This window comes from Pandoraea sp. PE-S2R-1, assembly GCF_002179865.1.
Lineage (GTDB): Bacteria > Pseudomonadota > Gammaproteobacteria > Burkholderiales > Burkholderiaceae > Pandoraea.
Genome location: NZ_NGUR01000015.1, coordinates 785,678 through 804,587, shown reverse-complemented (window position 1 = coordinate 804,587; position 18,910 = coordinate 785,678). Strand labels below are relative to the sequence as shown.

The window sequence follows — 18,910 nt, the reverse complement described above, 5'->3', positions numbered from 1 at the left end:
TCCATGACGAAGCAAGCACTCATCGCGCAACTGACCGAAAAACAGAACGCTGCCAAGGACGACGGTTCGATAAAGGAAATTCCGCAGAGCGAACTTGAGCAAATCTCGGGGGCCGGTCGCGGCAATGCGTTTGTGAACGCCACGTGGAGCCGTGCGATGTAACGCACGGTCGAGCAGCGATTCTGGCGGGCGCCGGTCGTGATTCAGGCTGGCGCCCGCTCGCAGCAGGAGGAGACACGCCGTGAAACAGTATGTCGAAGTGATTCTCAAGATGTCCGAGCGGTGCAACATCAACTGCACGTACTGCTATTTCTTCAACAAGGAAAACAAGGATTACGAAGACAACCCGCCCTATCTGTCGGCCAAGACGGCAAGGGATTTCGTCCGATTCCTCACATCGTCAGCGCCAAATCTCAAAGACACCACATTCCAGATCGATCTCCACGGGGGCGAGCCGTTGATGCTGAAGCCCGAGCGCTTCGAGGAGATCGTGACCATTCTGCGCGACGGACTCGCCGACGCCGAGGCCGTGCAATTCACGGTGCAGACCAACGCGCTGCTGGTCGATGAAACATGGCTGGACCTGTTCTCACGTCTGGATATCTATGTGGGCGTGAGCATTGACGGGCCGAAGATCTATCACGATGAAAATCGTGTCGACAAAAACGGCGACGGCACCTTTGACAGAACGGTGGAGAAGATCGCGCTGCTTCGGCAAGCCGTGGAAGCGAAGCGAATTCCCGGACTCGGTGCGATCTGCGTGATGAATCCGAAATTCGATGCGCAGCAGGTCTACGACACGCTGACCCGCTCGCTTGGCATCACACAGTTGCAGTTTTTGTTTCCGGATGAAACGCACGACTCGATCGATCCGGCGAATGTGGCTGCGCTGACGCAGTTCAGCAAGGCGCTGTTTCAGTGCTGGATGGACGATGAGCGAGGCACCGTGCGTATTCGCTCCTTCGATCGCGTGCTGGACGCGATTCTGGCCGATGGCCCGCGCAAGGCGGCGATTCACGACGAGGTCGCCCACAGCACGGTGTTCACGCTATCGAGCGCCGGTGACATCGGGCATGACGACACGCTGCGTAATGTGATTCCGGAGATTTTCTACGCAGGCATGAACGTGGCGGACGTCACGTTCGCCGAGTTTCTCGCGTGGCACGGCACGATCAACGCATTGCTGGCGCGGCATTCGGTGGCCAGCGTCTGCCGTGTCTGTATCTGGCGAGACATCTGTGAGACCGCCACCCGCACAGATACGGCGCTCCATCGCTGCAAGTCCGGCGTAGCTGATCAACACACCGTGTATTGCGATTGCCTCAAGGCGACTTACGAAAAGGGGGCCGAGTATCTCGCGTTACGAGGTGTACCCATTCGGGACATTTCGAGAAATCTTGTGGAGACGCATTAAATGCAAGGCAAGTTGCTGGTCAGTTCATTTCTGCCTCGGATATTCCGTCACGGCGCGCTGGCGCTTTCGTGCCTGTGGCTATTTGCACACGATGCGAATGCCGGCACATGCAGCGCGCCGTGGCCGAACGTACAACCGATGCTGGAATCGGCGATTCGATATAGCGACAACGTCAGGAAGTCGGACCCGTACATCACACTCACCACCCGTGGCCAGCCCGTGAAGATGTTGCTGGACACCGGCTCCAACGTGCACGTGATCTGGGACAAGCGATTGCTGGGGGGAGAACGGGATGTGACGGCCGATGACTCTCCCGCTGCCGATGAAACATCGGAGAGCGCGGAGGAAAGCGAAACTCTGCATGCCATTGCGTCGTCCACGTCAGCCCAACGCACTGTTCTCGACGTGGTCGATGCGCAGGGCAGACGGGTGACGCAATCGTTTTATGTGATCGGCGAAACACCGCTGATGGCGGACGGCTTCTCAGGGATCATCAGCCCGCAATACCTAGCGCAGGAGAAGGTCTCGGTCATCGACTTCAAGCATGACTGCTTCTTCGTGAGCGAGCGATTCGATCCCGAAGCCAGTGGGAAGTTTGTCATGTCTAGCGGGCGCTCACTGCCGAACCCGCATCGAGTCATGGCGATTCCGATTGGCGTGATGGGGGCACGGGTTCCTGTTGTCGTTGATTCCGGGGCTTCCGGCACGACGCTGCTGGGACGCGTGATCGAACACTCACCCCCCGGTCTGCGGCTTCCCATGAGCATCGACCTGTTGGGGAACGCCATCGCGAGCGATGAGCGCGCGAGGCTCGTGGATCTGACGATCAACGGCGAGACGGTGATACGTCACCCGGTAACGCCGGCATTGGCGCTGCGCGACAAAGGCATCGTGAGTCTGGGGGCGATCGGGATGGACCTCCTTAAGGATCGCATTCTGTTCCACGACGACGATCGCCATCGCTTCGTATTTCTCGAAGGTGTTGCGGCGCGCGGCGTGACCGACTGAGTCAGTTTCGATGACCGATAGCCGATAGCCAGCAGTCGGCAGTCGGGCGACGGCATTCAAATTTCCTCGGGGAATTCCATGTTTCGCGACGCAGCGCTGGTGGCCGAGCGGCCGCAATGGCTTGGCGAAGTTTTGCTGTTACCACCGCTGTCCCTTCGGATTGCCGCCGTCGCCTCGGCGTTTTTGGCCATGGTGACCGTCATGTTCTTGGCTTGGGGAACGTACACGCAACGTGCGACGGTTGTTGGCCGCTTAGTGCCTTCCGCGGGGTTTGCGAAGGTATATGCGCCGAGTGTCGGCGTTGTCATCAAGCGACATATCGTGGAAGGGCAGCACGTCAATCAAGGGGAGGTTCTCTTTGTGCTCTCCGCCGAGCGTCGAAGTGGGGAAGGAGACGGGGTCCGCTCACAAGTGGCTCAGCGAATCGAGGCGCGCGTGGCGTCTCTGAAAGATGAAGTGGCTGATATGACACGCATGCATTCGATGGCGCAGGCGACGCAGCGGCAAACGATTGCCGCCCGCGCTGAGGAGCTGGCAAAGCTTGATGGCCTGATTCAGAGCCAACGCGAGCGAGTGGCGCTCGCCAGCGCCAATGCGCATCGGTATGAGCGCCTGCTTGCGCAGTCCTACGTCTCTCGTGAGCAAAGTCAGGAAAAGCGCGCAGCGTATCTCGAACAACGTGCGCAGTTTCAATCTCTCCAACGCGAGCGGATCGTCATGACCCGGATGTTGAGCGCCGACCGGCAGCGGCTCGATTCGCTGCCCCACGGACAGCGAGTCGAGCTCGCGCAGCGCACACGCGAGCTTGCATTGCTGAAGCAAGAACTAACCGAGAGTGAAGGGCAGCGGGAATTCTCCGTGATTGCGCCCACTGGCGGCGTCGCGACAGCGGTGGTGTCGGAAATTGGGCAAACGGTCACCTCAGCGACGCCGCTGATGTCGATCGTGCCGACGGACTCGCCACTCGAAGCTCACCTTTACGTGACGAGCGACGCTGTCGGCTTTATGCAGACGGGTGATCCGGTCCGTCTTCGCTACCGTGCCTTCGCACATCAGAAGTTCGGTCAATTCCCGGGCACTGTGACGTCCGTCTCATGGGCTGCGCTCCCGCACGCCGATATCGCCGACATCGATCCCTACGAGGGCAGCAAGGGGACGCAGACGCCGCTATACCTCGTCAAAGTCAGTCTGGACGCTTCGTCAGCCCATACCGGCGACAAAAAGTTGGTGCTACGCGCTGGCATGCAATTGGACGCCGATGTCATGCGCGAGACGCGGCGACTCTATGAATGGGCGTTTCATCCGCTGCAAGGTCTCAGGCAGCAATGGTGAGACACGATTCGTCCGATGCTCGATAAGCGCCAGGCCGTCAACGCACTCGGGTGTCGCACGCCGTCCGTTCTCCAGACGGAAGCGGCCGAATGCGGTCTGGCGTGTCTGGCGATGATCGCCGGTTTTCATGGGCATCAAATCGATCTGCGATCGCTGCGTACGCGTTTTCCGATATCGCAGATGGGCGTGACGCTGGCGAATCTGGTCAGCATTTCACGACGTATGAATCTTGTCAGTCGACCGGTCAGTCTCGATCTCGATGCGCTCGGTAAGCTGAAACTCCCCTGCATCCTGCATTGGAACTTCAACCACTTTGTCGTGCTGGTGCGCGTCGGCTCGCGTGGCCTCTCGATTCACGATCCCGCGCAAGGACCACGCACAGTCACGCTGTCGGAGGCGTCCAGATCGTTCACGGGGGTGGCGCTCGAGCTTTGGCCACATGAAGCGTTCGTTGCCCGGAACGAGAGAAGGCATACGCGGGTGACGGACTTGCTGGGCACCGTCTCCGGTTTGATACCCGCGATGGCGCAAGTATTTGCCTTGGCGTTGTCGCTGGAAATCTTCGTACTGGTCTCGCCGTTCTACCTGCAATGGGTCATCGATCACGCGCTGGTCTCAGGTGACCGTGATTTATTGCTCACGCTGATGATCGGGTTCTCCTTGCTGCTGGTGTGTCAGCACGGCGTGGCTGCGCTTCGATCGTGGGCGCTCATGCGATTGGGGGCGACATGGAATCTTCAGTGGCGCGCGAATCTGTTCTCTCATCTGGTGCGTCTCCCGGTGCAGTACTTCATCCGCCGTCATCTTGGGGACGTGCTTTCGCGATTCGGTGCGGTCGATGAAATTCAGCGCACGCTCACTACGTCATTCATTGAAGGCGTGCTTGACGGCGGTATGGCGCTCCTGACGCTGGCGCTGATGGTCGTCTATAGCCCGCCGCTAGCTGCCGTCGCGCTTGGCTTCATGGCGCTCTATGCGGTGCTGCGGCTCGGCCTGTTTCGCGCCTTGCGCGGCGCGACCGAGGCGCATCTGGTTCACGCGTCGCGCCAGCAGAGTCATTTTCTGGAGACGCTGCGAGGTATCAAGACCATCAAGCTCTTTTCGCGAGAGGACGACCGAAGCTCGACATGGCTGACGTTGCTCATGCGCCAGATCAACGCCGACCTGCGGATTCAGCGGCTGACGATGATCCACAAGCACGCCAACGGCTTCCTGATGGGGGTTGAGAACATTCTGATCATCTGGCTGGGTGCCACGTTTGTGATTGAAGGCCGGTTCACAGCGGGCGCGTTGATCGCGTTACTCGCGTACAAATTGCAGTTTCAGACACGGATGAGTTCGTTGATCGACAAACTAGCCGAGTACCGGATGCTTGGCTTGCAGGCCGCCCGACTGGCCGACATTGCGTTGAGTGCGCCTGAGTCGCCTGCGACCGACTTTTCGGCACCCCCCTCAGCACCCCCCTCAGCACCCACCCCGGCATTCACTTCAGAGACGCCTCCCGGGTGCGATGCGGCGCTTGAAGTCACGCGGCTCAGCTTTCGGTATAGCGAGTACGAGCGACTGATTCTTGAAGACGTGACGTTCTCCATCCGGGCGGGCGAATCGGTGGCGATCGTCGGACCATCGGGATGCGGGAAGTCGACCCTCGCGCATTTGCTGCTCGGCATTCTTACGCCGACTTCCGGCGTGATCCAACTGTCGGGCAAGCCCGTGGGCGCGTTGGGCGTCGGTCGTTTGCGACAGGCCGTTGGGACCGTCATGCAGGACGACACGTTGCTGGCCGGGTCGCTCGCCGACAACGTGAGCTTCTTCGACACGCAGGCGGATGCCGCATGGATTCGCGAGTGCGCGCGGCTTGCCTGCATCGATCAGGAGATCGAGGCCATGCCGATGGGCTACAACACCCTCGTCGGCGATATGGGGACGGTGCTCTCCGGTGGGCAGAAGCAACGTATTCTGCTTGCCCGTGCCTTGTATAAACGCCCCCGGGTGTTGCTGCTCGACGAGGCGACAAGCCACCTTGATGCGGCCAACGAGAGGCAAGTGAACGAAGCGGTTCGATCGCTGCACATGACGCGACTGATCATCGCGCATCGGGCGGAGACGATCGCGACGGCCGACCGGGTCATCACCCTCCATGGCGGCCGAATCGTCTCTGACCGGCCGCAATCTGATCGTCCGGCCGATGTCGCGGCCGTGGCGCCCCAATCATGATTCACCGGCGTTCGCTCTGGCGCGGCGTACTGCTGGCATGCCTGATGGCGAATGACGCCGCGGGGGCACGCTGCATGCCGATCGACGCAGCGTCCTCAACGTTGCCTACGGCGTCCAACGATGTGGGCACGGTGTTGTCGCTGCATGGCGCGATACGGCAGGCGTTGGCCTTCGATCCCAACGTCCGGCAGACGTGGGCCGCCGTCGCACGTCGATCGGCGGAGATTGGCGTGGCGCGTGCGGCGTATTTTCCGTCGATTGATGTGAGCGCTGCGGTGTCGCGCGTGAAGCGGTATTCGCGCTGGATTGGCCACGGTGAGGGCGCAGGGGGCGGTATCGGAAATGAAGGCGATCAGGGTATCCACATGAGTTGGCTGCTACTGGACTTCGGCTCACGCGAGGCGCACCTGACCGAGGCGCGTAGCCGACTTTCCGCCGCGACAGCTACGCAAGATGCGAGTCTCCAGCAAGCGGCGTTCGATGTCGCTCGTGCCTACTACGCGTCGTTCGAAGCGCAGTCGCTGTTGCGCGCTGCACGCATGGCGGAGCAGCTTTCGCTCGATAGCGTCGCGGCGGCCTGCGCTCGACACGAAGCCGGGGCCGGTACGCTGGCAGACGTGTTGCAGGCAAGAACCGCCCACGCCCGCGCGGAGCTTTCCCGTCTGGAAGCCACGACAAGTGCGGTCTCGCGCATGGGGGTGCTGGCCGCGATGATCGGCGTCGATATGAACACGGTGTTTCGACTCGACGACGCCGGAAGCCGCGAGACCCTCGACTCGCTATCGCCGTGGGATTCGGTGAATATGCTGGCATCAGCGGCATCAGCGGCATCAGCGGCATCAGCGGCATCAGCGGCATCAGCGGCATCAGCGGCATCAGCGGCATCAGCGGCATCAGCGGCATCAGCGGCATCAGCGGCATCAACGCCTTCCATGCACTCGATAGATGAGTTGCTGGCGATCGCTAGACATCAGCACCCTGCGTTGCGCGCCGCCAGTGCCGAGGTGCGGGCGGTGCAAGCCAGGCGCGACACCTTACGCCATGCGTGGGCACCGAGCGTTACGCTCGTGGGCGGCGTCAATCGTGAGACGCGTCATGGGGCGTTTGCCGTCGATGGTCCCGTGACGGCGGCCAGCATCGGTATCCGGATCAGCATTCCTCTCTATGACGGCGGAGACTGGCGGTACCGTACGGCGGCCGCGAACGCTCTGGTGGAAACGGAGCGGGCGAGGCTGGCGGAAGTCGAGCGACGTGTCGCGATGGAGGTCTGGCAGAACTATCAGGCACTTCAGGCGTTGTCGGCGCGCGGGGCCGTGGAACAGCGGTTGCTGGCCGACGCGAAGCAGTCATTCGAGATGGCACGTGGCCGGTATCGCGAAGGGGCCGGAAGTATGGAGGCGCTGGTCACTGCGCAAACAGCGCTCGCCGATGCAGAGCATGTCATCGTGGCCTCGCGCGCGCGGTGGCAGACGGCGCGTTTGCGGCTGGCGATCAGCATCGGACAACTCGATGTTCGTGTTCCCGGCAGGACACTTATTGACGCTGACTTCGGCCCTACGCCGCCTGTTTCCCGGCCGCTGCCCGATCAAGAAAACGGAATAGACGAGCGTCGTCCGAATACGCCACGTTGAAGCGGAACCACCGGCAGGGCTCGTTGTGCGCGAGGAAGAATTCGCCCGGCGCGAGCATGATGCTTTCCGACAGTGCCGCTTCCGCCAATTCACGCGCCGGTAGCGCGGTATCCGGCAAGCTTCCGCACACGAACATGCCGCCCTCGGGCTGTGCGAGCAGCGTCACGCCATGCGATTGCAACTGGGTGATGAGCCGGGCGCGCGAGCGGGTGAGCCGGTCAGTCAACCGTTCGATGTGTTTGCGATGACGCCCCTCGGTGAGGATCGCGTGCACGATGCGCTCGTTGATTTCCGACGACGTCAGCCCCGCGACCATCTTGCTGCGGGCAATCTCGTGGGCGAGTTCACGCGAACAGGCCAGATATCCCACGCGTACCGAGGGCGAGATCGTCTTCGAAAAACTCGATACGTAAATGACGCGCGACAAGCCGTCCATGGCCGCGAGCGACGGCGTCCCGGCGGGTGCCAACTCACGATAAATGTCGTCCTCGACGATCCAGAAACCGTGCTGCTCGGCACATTGCAGAATGCGGTGCGCACAGGCGGGCGTCAGCGACGTACCCAACGGATTCTGCAACGCCGGGTTCACGAACAGCGCACGCGGACGGTGCGTTTGTGCGGCCTGCTCCAGCGCGGCCAGATCGAGGCCGGCCTCCGTGCGCGCAATACCGACGACGTTCACCCCCGCCAGTCGCAGTACCGCCAGCAGATTGCAGTACGCCGGGGCTTCGACCAGTACAGTGTCGCCCGGCTTGAGCAGGGTGCGCACGACAAGGTCCAGCGCCTGCGTCGCCCCTTGTGTGAGCACGATTTGTTCCGGCGGCGCGTCGATGGACAGTTCGCCCAGCCGCCTCGCGAGCCACTGCCGCAGCGGCCCGTAGCCGTGTGGATGGCCGTAGTGGGCGAAGTGCGCGCCGGGGCCTTTCGAGAGGGTGCGCAGCGCGCCATGCAGACCGTCTTCGTCCAGCCAACTGTCGGGCAGCCAGCCGCAGCCGCTTTTCACGGCAATGCTGTCGTCGGCGAAGATCTCCGAGAGCAGCCACGCGTTGGTGACTTCGCTTGCCGCCGCACTGGTCACCCGCGCCGCGCCCGGGCTGGCGGTGCCGGTGTCGCGCGTATCGGACGAGCCGGCCACGAAGAACCCCGCCCCGCGTCGCGCCACCAGCGTGCCGTGCGCGACCAGCCGGTCATAAGCTTCCACCACGGTGAAGGTGCTGATGCCGTGCGCCTTCGCCAGCGCGCGGATCGACGGCATGCGCATGCCGGCGTGCAGGGTCTGGCGTTGCAGGGCGCGCTCGACTTCGCGCACAAGCTGATCGACCAGCGCTTCAGGCTGGGCGCGGTTCAGGGAGAAAGCGAGCGGCTGGACCATGGCTACGGGGGGGCGACAGAAAACATAGGGCGCTGGGCAACAAGGCCTGCACCGGGCCGCCATGGCCTGTACAGGTGGCCAAAGCGGCGTGAATACGCAAAAGAAGGCGACATCCCCGCTGGACGGCGGTTTGCCGCGCGCACGCGCTATCGGCTGTTGCCAATACAGTTGAGGCGATTGACCGATACAGAATATACATTTTCCGAGTCACTGTACATGTCTGTACCGGTCCGGCTCTCGTAGGATCGATCCATCTACCCGGAGCGGTGCGCATTCTGCGTGCGGGCGACGGGATTCCTGATCGAGAGAGACTGGGGGAGACCCGCGATGAACATGAATGAGCTGAACCTCGACATGACGGCGTTCTGGATGCCGTTCACCAACAACCGTCAGTTCAAGAGCGGCCCGCGCCTGCTCGTTGGCGCAGAGGGCATGTATTACACGTCGTCGGACCAGCGCAAGATTCTCGATGGCACTGCCGGGTTGTGGTGCGTGAACGCCGGCCATTGCCGCACGGAGATCGTTGAGGCGATTCGCAAGCAGGCCGGCGAGATGGACTTCGCGCCGACCTTCCAGATGGGCCACCCGAAAGCTTTCGAAGCCGCGAGCAAGATCGCCGAGATTACGCCGCAAGGCCTCGATCGCGTGTTCTTCACCAACTCGGGCTCGGAAGCCGTCGACACCGCGCTGAAGATTGCACTCGCTTATCACCGCGCCCGTGGCGAAGGCCAGCGCACGCGCCTCATCGGCCGCGAGCGCGGGTATCACGGTGTCGGTTTCGGGGGCATCTCGGTCGGGGGTATTTCGCCTAACCGCAAGGCGTATTCGGGCCAGCTGCTGCCGGCCGTCGACCATCTGCCGCACACACTGAACATCAAGGAAGCCGCGTTCACGAAGGGTCAACCGGCCTGGGGCGCGCATTTGGCGGATGAGCTGGAGCGCCTTGTGACGCTGCACGACGCCTCGACCATTGCTGCCGTGATCGTCGAACCGCTGGCCGGCTCGACCGGCGTGCTGGTGCCGCCGCAGGGGTATCTGAAAAAGCTGCGCGAGATTTGCGACAAGCACGGCATTCTGCTGATTTTCGACGAAGTGATCACGGGGCTCGGCCGTCTTGGCAAGCCGTTTGCCGCACAGTATTTCGGCGTGACGCCGGACATCATCACGATGGCCAAGGGCGTGAACAATGCCGCTGTGCCGATGGGTGCGGTCGCGGTGAAAACCGGCGTGCACGACACCATCGTCAATGCCGGTAACGCGGGCGCCATCGAGTTTTTCCACGGTTACACGTACTCGGGCCACCCGTTGGCCGCTGCCGCCGCCTGCGCGGCACTCGACCTGTACAAGAGCGAAGGCCTGTTCGAGCGTGCCGCGAAACTGGCGCCGCACTTTGAAAAGGCCATCCACGGCCTGCGCGATCTGCCGAACGTTGTCGACATTCGCAACCTCGGGATGGTCGGCGGCATCGAGTTGTCGACGCGCGACGGCAAACCCGGCGCCCGCGCTCACGAGATCTTCGTCAAGTGCTTCGAAAAGGGCGCCATGGTGCGTTACACCGGCGACATTCTGGCGTTCTCGCCGCCGCTCATCATCAACGAGACCCAGATCGACGAACTGTTCGGCATCGTCGCCGAAGCGATTCGCGAAACGGCATAAATCGCCTCGCGGCAACATGAATTTCACGGAAATCGACATGAATCAACGAGTCAGCACGGAACGTATCGAGCATTGGATTGGCGGCGCGAACGTGGCATCGGACGAAGCCGAACAACGCTTCGGTGAAGTGACGAACCCGGCCACCGGCGAGGTGATCCGGCAGGTCGCACTGGGCGGCGCGACCGACGTCGCGCGCGCTGTAGCCGCAGCGCGTGCGGCACTGCCCGGCTGGCGCGCGACGCCGCCGATGAAGCGCGCCCGCGTCATGATGAAGTACCGCGAACTGCTCGATGTGAATCGCGAAGTCATCGTGCAACTGATCACGCAAGAGCACGGCAAGACACTCGACGACGCACGTGGCGAAGTGACGCGCGGCGTGGAAGTGGTGGAGTTCGCCATCGGCATTCCGCATCTGCTCAAGGGCGAGATCGCGCCGCAGGTCGGTACGGGCGTCGACACGTATTCGATTCATCAGCCGGTGGGCGTCTGCGCGGGCATCACGCCGTTCAACTTCCCGGCAATGGTGCCGCTGTGGATGTTCCCGATGGCGATCGCGTGCGGTAACACGTTCGTTCTGAAGCCGTCGGAGAAGGTGCCGTCGGCGGCGCTGCTGCTCGCACGTCTGGCGAAAGAAGCCGGACTGCCGGACGGCGTGCTCAACGTGGTGAACGGCGACAAGGCTGCGGTGGACGCGCTGCTGACGCACCCGGATGTGAACGCCGTCTCGTTCGTCGGCTCGACGCCGATTGCCCAGTACATCTACAGCACCGCATCGGCACACGGCAAGCGCGTGCAGGCACTGGGTGGCGCGAAGAACCACGGCGTGGTGATGCCCGATGCTGATCTCGACTTCACCGTCGACGCACTGATCGGTGCGGCCTACGGTTCGGCGGGCGAGCGCTGTATGGCGATCTCCGTCGCGGTTGCGGTGGGCGATGTGGCTGACAAGCTGGTTGCACGGCTGGCCAACGTGGCAAGCACCTTGCCCGTGGGTGACGGCACCGACCCCGTTGCACAAATGGGACCGCTGATCACGCGTGCCCATTGCGACAAGGTGCGCGGCTTTGTCGACGCCGGTGTCGATGAGGGCGCAAAGCTCGTAGTCGACGGGCGCGGGCTCAAGGTGGCGCAGCGCGATGACGGCTTCTTCATCGGGCCGTGCCTGTTCGATCACGTGACGCCGGAGATGTCGATTTACCGCAACGAGATTTTCGGGCCGGTGCTTTCGGTGGTGCGTGTAGAAACGCTGGAAGCGGCGATCGCGCTGATCAACCGCAACCCGTACGCGAACGGTACGGCTGTGTTCACCACCTCGGGCGGCGCCGCACGCCGCTTTGAAGACGAGATCGAAGTCGGCATGGTCGGCGTGAATGTGCCGATTCCGGTGCCGGTGTCGTACTTCTCGTTCGGCGGCTGGCGCAATTCGCTGTTCGGTGACCAGCATATCTACGGGCCGGAATCAGTGCGCTTCTACACGCGCTCGAAGGTCGTGACGCGTCGCTGGTCGGAAGGACGTCCGGCCAACGCCACGTCGTCGCTGGTCATGCCGACACTGGGGCAATAGCGGACGCAGGTTACCCGTCGTCTGCAAAGAAAAGCCGCGTGCGAACACCGTTTCGCACGCGGCTTTTTCGTCGAGAGACATTGCGTGGCTAGCCGATCGTTACGTGGTTCGCGCGAACGTCTGCGAATCAATCGAACAGCGCCAGCACACGAAATTCGATACTCGCGCGCGGCGGCACCGGGGCCCGCGCGTGCAGATCGTCAAACGCTCCGTGAGGCACGAAGCGCGTCGGCGCGCTTGAGTCGTAGCCGACGAACAGCAGCATTTCTTCCGGCCGCATGTCGCTCACGTAGTGCCACCGTTGCGTGTCTCGTTGCTGCACCTCGTAGACCTGTCCTTCGCGTCCCCCCGCCTGCTGGATGTCCACAGGACGAAGATCGTCCATCGTGATAGAGCGTGTGTCGCACAGTGCAAGCGGGTTGTCTCGCAGTGGGCCGATCAACGGATGCCACGCGTTGTAGATCGCAAAGTGCGTAGGCAGCGACACGTCCACGGCGTGATCGGCGAGAACCTCCGCCGCCCGGCGTGGACCCGATTCGACGGTGTAATCGCAGTGCGCCCGGCGGTCCGCCTTTCGCTTTACGATCTCGCCGCTGTCATCTCGCTCGAGCGGCATGCCGGTCTCGCCCGCTCCCGTACCTCGCACCGTGAAGTCGAAAACAAAGACACGGTTGGCGCCGATGGCCGTGCTAATGGCCTTGGCGACACTATCGAGCGCCTTCGCACGAATGTCCTCGGGGGTCATGTCAAGCGTGGCGACGGGGGTGTGCAACAAAACGGCGAAGCCTTCACGATCGAGCGATGGCGGCAGCGGCAGCGATCGCATGTCGTGCACGCGGACCGTGCGCGGCACCGTCGCCGTGGTGAAGTCGTTGCGTGAGTCGTCGCGTAAGTCATCGTCTGAGTCGTGTGACGTGATGAATAACAGGGTGCCGGACGTACCGCCTGCTGTCGCACTCATCGGCACCGTGCTCATGCCGGGCCCGGACCGAAGTAGAGGGCACCGAGCTTGTTGCCGTCGGGGTCGCGGAAGTAGGCCGCATAGAGCCCGGGGACGCAGTCGCGCTCGCCCGGCTCGCCTTCGCAAATGGCGAGTTCGGTCGCCATTGCGGCGTCGTAGATATCGTCAACCTGATCGGGGCTGCTTGCCGCCAGCGCTACCATCACGCCGTTGCCGTGAGAGGCAGGTGCCCCGTTGTGCGGCGTCATCAACATGAGTCCGGCAGTCGGGCCCGTGCCGGCGCGGTAACCGAGGGCGTGGTCGTCGTTGTGTACGACGGTCGCGCTCAGGGGCTTGAGAACGGCATCGTAGAACGTCTTCGAACGGGCCAGATCACTCGAACCGAGTGTGGTGTAGAGAATCATCGTGTGTCCTTTGAACGCCTGAGAAGGAGTGTCCTTGCCCGCATCAGAAGTGCGGGGCAGGGAAAATCCAGTCTACTGAGCAGACACAGCGCTGTGCGGCAGGGAATTCCTAAACGCCTATAGGAAGTTCTCTCGGTTTTCCTGATTTACGCCGTTGGCGACCGTTGGTGATTAACGCACCGGCGCGATCTCGATGCCTTCGTCGGTCAGAAAGCGGCGAATGCGTTGCGCAAACTCAAGGGCATGATCGCCGTCACCGTGCAGGCAGACCGTCTGCGCGTTGATCGGCACCAGCGTGCCGTCGATGGCACGCACGCGTTGATCGCGCACCATCATCAGCGTTTGCGCGAGCGCATCGTCTTCGCGCTCGATCAATGCCCCGGGGGTGCCGCGTTTGACGAGCGAGCCATCGGCGTTATAGCCCCGGTCGGCGAAGACTTCTTCCACGGCATGCATGCCGGCGGCGCTGGCGGCTTTCACCAGTTGGCCCCCGGCCAGCCCGAACACCGCCAGATCGGTGTCGAATGCGCGAATCGCCTCGACGATCGTCTCTGCGAGCGCCGGGTCGCGCGCGGCCTGGTTATAGAGCGCACCGTGCGGCTTTACATGCGAGAGCCAGCCGCCTTGTGCGCGCACCATCGCCGCGAGGGCGCCAATCTGATACAGCATGCCCGCGCGAATTTCATCGAGCGGCAATTGCATTTCGGTTCGGCCGAAATTTTCGCGATCGGGGAAGCTCGGGTGCGCGCCGATGGCGACACCATTCGCGAGCGCCCAGCGCACCACCTGCTGCATGGTGCCGGCGTCGCCTGCGTGCCAGCCGCAAGCCACGTTGGCTGAGCTGACAAGGGCGAGCAACGGCTCGTCGTAATCGCAACCTTCGCCAAGGTCGACGTTGAGGTCGATTTTCATTTTGGGGTTCTCCTGCGGGGATGCGCAAATGCGGGGTTGGGCGTCAGCGCTTGCGCGTGATGGCCGGCCGGCGCGGGGTGTCCAGAATGCCGCGATCATGCCACGCGAGGGCGCGCTCGATTTGCGCAAGGTAACGCAATTGTTCGCGCCACGCTTCACGTGCCTCGGCTTGCGTGCACTCAGAGAAATACAGGGTGCTGCCCAGCCGTGCTTGCCCGAGCCGCCAAAGGTCGGCGCTGATGACCGTGCCGATTTTGGGATATCCCCCGGTGGTCTGCGCGTCGGCCAGCAGAATGATCGGTTGCCCCGACGGCGGCACCTGAATCACGCCGGGCAACACCCCGTGCGAGGGCAAGTCGTTCGCACGGTTCTTCTTGCGCGAAAGCGCTTCCGGTCCGGCAAGCCGATAGCCCATACGATTGCTGTTGGGCGTGACTTGCCAGGGGTTTTCCCAGAATGTCTTGTGCGTGGCCGCAGTGAAATCGTCGTACTCGGGGCCCGGCAGCACGCGCACGCGATGCGCGAGCGGGTCGGACAGCCACAGCGGTGGACGTACTCCTAACGGCCCGGCCTTGCGTGCGTCTGCGCCGGTGTGGATCTTGCCGATACCCAGGCGATCGCCATCATGCAGCGCGCGACCTTCATGGCCACCGAAACCGGCGGCCAGATCCGTACTGCGTGAACCGAGCGCCACCGGCACGTCGATGCCACCGGCCACTGCGAGATAAGTGCGCATGCCGAAGCGCGAGGGGCGCAACGTGAGCGTCTGTCCGCGCGCGACGGGAAAACGCCACCACGACCAGACGGGTACGCCGTCGAGATCGGCATGGCAGTCGGCACCGGTGAGGGCGACGAGCGCGGCCGACGAGAAGCGCAGCGCACAGGTGCCCATCGTGATTTCGAGGGTGGCGGCGTTCAGTTCGTTGCCGGTGAGTCGGTTGGCGACGATGCAGGCGAGCGGGTCGATGGCGCCACCGCTGGCGACACCGAATTCACGCTGTCCGGTACGGCCCAGATCCTGAACCGTGGTGAGCAGGCCGGCACGCAGGATTTCGATCACAGGTCGAGGCTCGCGATAGTGAAGCGCACGCGGTCACCCGGCGCCAACAAGGCAGGCGGGGTCGCGGCGGGGTCGAACAGGGCGCTGGCGGTGTGGCCGATGATCTGCCAGCCGCCGGGCGAAGTGAGCGGATACACGCCGGTCTGGCTGCCGCCGATGCCGACCGAGCCGGCGGGCACCGCCAGACGGGGTTCGGCACGGCGCGGCATGGCAATCGATTCGTCGAGACCGCCCAGATAAGGGAAGCCCGGTTGAAAGCCGAGGAAATACACGACGTATTCGGGCGCGGTATGGCGTTGTACGACGGTTTTCGGTTGCAGGCGGGCGTGCTTGGCGACGTCGTGCAGATCGGGGCCGTGTTCGCCCCCGTAATGCACCGGGATCTCGATGTCGCGGCCGACTTCGCCCGCTGGCGGTTGGGTTTGCCATGCCTCGCGCAGGCGCTCGCCGAGTGCTCCCTGATCGGTCGCGAGCGGGTCGAATAGCAGCGTCAGATTGTTCATGCCCGGTACGACTTCGCGCACGTCGGGCCAATAGCGCGCCAGCGCAGCCACGTGCCAGACGCGGCGTTGGGCGCCCAGACTGGGGGCGGTGCCGGGTTCGCAAACGAGGGCGCTGTCGCCGAGCGGCAGAATCTTGAGCGTCGTCATGAATTAGCGGGTGGTGCCGTGAGGGCGGTCGGAGGTATCAGCGGTGGCGCGAGCGCCCGTGGCGTTGTAGGTGGCCGATTCGGTCACGATGGCGTCGAGCGCAAGGTCATGGGCTTCGGCGACGAGGCTGGCGACTTCGAGCGCGTCGTAGGCGATGCCTAGCGTTTGCGGCCGAGGGGAGCGCGCGTGCAGGGTGCGGTCGTAGAAGCCGCCACCGTAGCCGAGACGCAGGCCGTCGCGTGTAAAGCCGACGCAGGGCACGAGCAGCAGGTCCGGCACCAGCACTTCGGTGTCCTGCGGCACGGGAATCTGGTAGCGGCCTTCGATCATGGGGGTGGCGGGCGTCCAGCGATGGAAGACGAGCGGCGTGGCCGGGGCGGTGACGACGGGCAGGGCAGCAAGGCGAAGGGGGGAGGCGGCGGCCGGTTCTGTGTTCTGGCCCGATTCCCCAAGCCATGCGCTGACGACGCCCCGCGCGTCGAATTCGCTCTGAATCGGCCAATAGAAACCGATGCAGCGCGGCGCGCGGCGGGCGATTTCGTCGGCGAGCCGGCGGGCAAGCGCGGCATCGAGCGTGTCGCGCCCGGCGAGCGTCTCGCGTGTGGCCAGCAGCGAACGGCGTAGCGCCCTTTTCTGGTGGGCGTCGGCCGCCGTTTGGGCGATGTCCCGTGCTATGCTTGAATCCACTTTTTACCCGACGCTCCCCTGAAGATGTCCGAACGTTTGTCCCGAGTATATCGCGCCGCCGCGCTTGCCCTGAGCGCTGCTGCGCTTGTTGCGTGCAGCACCACGCAAGCGACCGGCCGCCCCAAGGCGCAACCGGCTGCGAGCCGCTCGGCACCTTCCGCCACTTCTGCCGACGCGCTCTCGCAGCGCTCGCCGGACGACATCTTCACGGCGCTGCGCGAGGCCGCCCGCAACAACGACGCACCGCGCGCCACGGCGCTCGCGGCGATGCTCTCCGACTACGACGTGCCGTCGTATGTCCAATACTTCCAGATCAAGCCGCGCATGTTCGATCGTTCGGGCAAGGCGCTGCTCGATACCCCGGACGACGATATCCGAGCCTTCTTGCGTACGTATGACGGTCAGGCCATTGCCGACCGCATGCGCAACGACTGGCTGCTGGTGCTGGGCAAGCGCCACGACTGGCAGACGTTCGACGCGGAATATCCGAAATTCGCGCTCGACGACGACACGCAGGTCAAGTGCTATTCACTGATGTCGCGCGCCGCCCGTGGCGAGAACGTGACGCAGGCCGCCACCGATCTGCTGACCTCGCCGAAGTACTACGGCGAAGGTTGCATCGACATGATCAACACGCTGGCGGCGAACGGGCAGTTGCCGCGCAAGGAAGTCTGGCATCAGATTCGTCTGGCCTACGAGGAGAACTACACCTCGCTCGGCAAGCAGATCGCCGACGCCCTTGGCGCCGTGCGCCCGGACGACAGCCTGCTGGACATGGCGGCCACCCGCCCGGCGCAGATCCTCGCACGTGGCGTGGATGGCTCCGAGCAATCGCGTCAGCTCGCCCTGCTGGCGACCGTGCGCATGGCCCGCTCCGATGCCGGGCTGGCCGCAAGCAGCTTTGCGGGCGTGGCGGGCAGCTTGTCGCAGGACGAGCGTGCGATCGGTTGGGGCGCCATCGGCATGCGTGGTGCGCTCTCGCAGAACCCGATGGCGATCAGTTGGTATCGTCAGGCCGGGACGGCCAAGCTTTCGAACACCGCGCAGGAATGGAAGATTCGCGCCGCATTGCGTGCCGGTGACTGGAATCTGGTGCGCACGGGTATCGAAGTGATGCCGGCTTCGCTGCGCGACGATGGCGTGTGGACGTACTGGTACGGTCGCGCGCTGCGCGAAGCGGGTCAGGGCGATGCCGCGCGCGCGCAATTCCAGAAGATCGCGATGCAGCCGAATTTCTACGGCCAGTTGGCGAACGAAGAACTGGGCAACAAGACGCAGGTGCCGCCGCGCACCACCGTCACGCAAGCCGAGGTGGATGCCAACCGCACGAACGCGGGCTTCCAGCGCGCGGCCAAGTTCTATGCGATGGGGCTGCGTTTCGAAGGCAATCGCGAGTGGAACTGGGAACTGCGCAACATGACGGATCGCCAGTTGCTCGCCGCCGCTCAGTATGCCAAGAACATCGAATTGTTCGATCGCACGGTCAATACCGCCGATCGTACGAAGGTCGAGCACGACTTCACGCTGCGCTATCTGATGCCGTTCCGGGATGTGCTGGAGCGCAACGCCGCAGCGGTCGATCTGGATGAAGCGTGGGCCTATGGTCTGATCCGTCAGGAGTCGCGGTTCATCATCGATGCGCGCTCATCGGCGGGTGCCGGTGGACTGATGCAGATCATGCCGGCCACGGCGAAGATGGTCGCCAAGAAGATCGGCATGGACTACGAGCCGGGCATGATGCACGACATCAACGTCAACATTCGTCTGGGCACGAGCTATCTGTCGTCGATCTACAACCAGTTCGACGGCTCGGCCGTGCTGGCATCGGCCGGCTACAACGCTGGCCCGGGACGCCCGCGCACGTGGCGTTCCACGCTGGATCGGCCGGTGGAAGGGGCGATCTTCGCCGAGACGATCCCGTTCAACGAGACGCGGGCTTACGTCGAGAATGTGCTGTCGAACACCAATTACTACTCGGCCCTGATTACGGGGCGTCCGCAATCGCTCAAGGAGCGGCTCGGCGTAATCCTGCCCCAGTGACG

Annotated in this window: 16 protein-coding genes; 9 read left to right on the top strand and 7 right to left on the bottom strand. The window is 63.4% G+C overall.

The genetic code is table 11. The annotated features are described in order from the left end of the window. The first annotated feature begins 3 nt into the window (after nt 1-3). From CDV44_RS28090 to CDV44_RS21090, 6 genes are all read left to right on the top strand, one after another. The gene (locus tag CDV44_RS28090) at nt 4-162 is read left to right on the top strand and encodes a hypothetical protein (protein ID WP_170936058.1); all 159 of its coding nucleotides are present in this window, start codon (nt 4-6) and stop codon (nt 160-162) included. 79 nt (nt 163-241) lie between these two features. Beyond that, nucleotides 242-1,414: a radical SAM protein gene (locus CDV44_RS21110; RefSeq protein ID WP_087690251.1), complete on the top strand. Its 1,173-nt coding sequence runs from the start codon at nt 242-244 to the stop codon at nt 1,412-1,414. Beyond that, nucleotides 1,415-2,422: a hypothetical protein gene (locus tag CDV44_RS21105; protein WP_087690249.1), complete on the top strand. Its 1,008-nt coding sequence runs from the start codon at nt 1,415-1,417 to the stop codon at nt 2,420-2,422. A 99-nt stretch (nt 2,423-2,521) separates the two neighbouring features. Further along, on the top strand, nt 2,522-3,754 hold the full coding sequence (locus tag CDV44_RS21100) for an HlyD family secretion protein (protein WP_170936057.1): 1,233 nt from the start codon (nt 2,522-2,524) through the stop codon (nt 3,752-3,754). Nucleotides 3,755-3,769: 15 nt separating this feature from the next. Continuing rightward, on the top strand, nt 3,770-5,971 hold the full coding sequence (locus CDV44_RS21095) for a peptidase domain-containing ABC transporter (RefSeq protein WP_087690245.1): 2,202 nt from the start codon (nt 3,770-3,772) through the stop codon (nt 5,969-5,971). After that, nucleotides 5,968-7,602: a TolC family protein gene (locus tag CDV44_RS21090; RefSeq protein ID WP_087690243.1), complete on the top strand. Its 1,635-nt coding sequence runs from the start codon at nt 5,968-5,970 to the stop codon at nt 7,600-7,602. The genes CDV44_RS21095 and CDV44_RS21090 overlap by 4 nt, the downstream gene beginning before the upstream one ends. Here CDV44_RS21090 and CDV44_RS21085 read toward each other — a convergent pair. Next, nucleotides 7,526-8,974: a PLP-dependent aminotransferase family protein gene (locus CDV44_RS21085; RefSeq protein ID WP_087690241.1), complete on the bottom strand. Its 1,449-nt coding sequence runs from the start codon at nt 8,972-8,974 to the stop codon at nt 7,526-7,528. The genes CDV44_RS21090 and CDV44_RS21085 overlap by 77 nt on opposite strands. 327 nt (nt 8,975-9,301) lie before the next feature. Between CDV44_RS21085 and CDV44_RS21080 the strand changes: the two genes are divergently transcribed. Together CDV44_RS21080 and CDV44_RS21075 are read left to right on the top strand one after the other, a co-directional pair. After that, entirely contained in the window at nt 9,302-10,630 is a 1,329-nt protein-coding gene (locus CDV44_RS21080; RefSeq protein WP_087690238.1) for an aspartate aminotransferase family protein, read from the top strand. 37 nt (nt 10,631-10,667) lie between these two features. Continuing rightward, complete coding sequence (locus tag CDV44_RS21075) at nt 10,668-12,194, top strand: CoA-acylating methylmalonate-semialdehyde dehydrogenase (protein WP_170936056.1); 1,527 nt, start codon at nt 10,668-10,670, stop codon at nt 12,192-12,194. A 127-nt stretch (nt 12,195-12,321) separates the two neighbouring features. Here CDV44_RS21075 and CDV44_RS21070 read toward each other — a convergent pair whose 3' ends face one another. The 6 genes from CDV44_RS21070 to CDV44_RS21045 form a co-directional block, all read right to left on the bottom strand. Beyond that, entirely contained in the window at nt 12,322-13,155 is an 834-nt protein-coding gene (locus CDV44_RS21070; RefSeq protein WP_141118778.1) for a CmcJ/NvfI family oxidoreductase, read from the bottom strand. An 11-nt stretch (nt 13,156-13,166) separates the two neighbouring features. Then, nucleotides 13,167-13,559, bottom strand: a complete 393-nt coding sequence (locus CDV44_RS21065) for a VOC family protein (protein ID WP_087690235.1) — start codon at nt 13,557-13,559, stop codon at nt 13,167-13,169. A gap of 171 nt (nt 13,560-13,730) precedes the next feature. After that, a complete protein-coding gene (pxpA, locus tag CDV44_RS21060; protein ID WP_087690233.1) occupies nt 13,731-14,471 on the bottom strand; it encodes a 5-oxoprolinase subunit PxpA in 741 nt (246 codons plus the stop codon). A 43-nt stretch (nt 14,472-14,514) separates the two neighbouring features. After that, nucleotides 14,515-15,531, bottom strand: a complete 1,017-nt coding sequence (locus CDV44_RS21055; RefSeq protein ID WP_087690231.1) for a biotin-dependent carboxyltransferase family protein — start codon at nt 15,529-15,531, stop codon at nt 14,515-14,517. After that, nucleotides 15,528-16,181 (bottom strand): 5-oxoprolinase subunit PxpB, encoded by a 654-nt coding sequence (pxpB, locus tag CDV44_RS21050; protein ID WP_087690229.1) that lies wholly within the window; start codon nt 16,179-16,181, stop codon nt 15,528-15,530. Before pxpB ends, CDV44_RS21055 begins: the two co-directional genes overlap by 4 nt. A gap of 3 nt (nt 16,182-16,184) precedes the next feature. Continuing rightward, the gene (locus CDV44_RS21045) at nt 16,185-16,868 is read right to left on the bottom strand and encodes a 5-formyltetrahydrofolate cyclo-ligase (RefSeq protein ID WP_249277640.1); all 684 of its coding nucleotides are present in this window, start codon (nt 16,866-16,868) and stop codon (nt 16,185-16,187) included. A 24-nt stretch (nt 16,869-16,892) separates the two neighbouring features. Here CDV44_RS21045 and CDV44_RS21040 point away from each other — a divergent pair, with 24 nt between their 5' ends. Further along, nucleotides 16,893-18,908: a lytic transglycosylase domain-containing protein gene (locus CDV44_RS21040; RefSeq protein ID WP_087690226.1), complete on the top strand. Its 2,016-nt coding sequence runs from the start codon at nt 16,893-16,895 to the stop codon at nt 18,906-18,908. Nucleotides 18,909-18,910 lie beyond the last annotated feature (2 nt).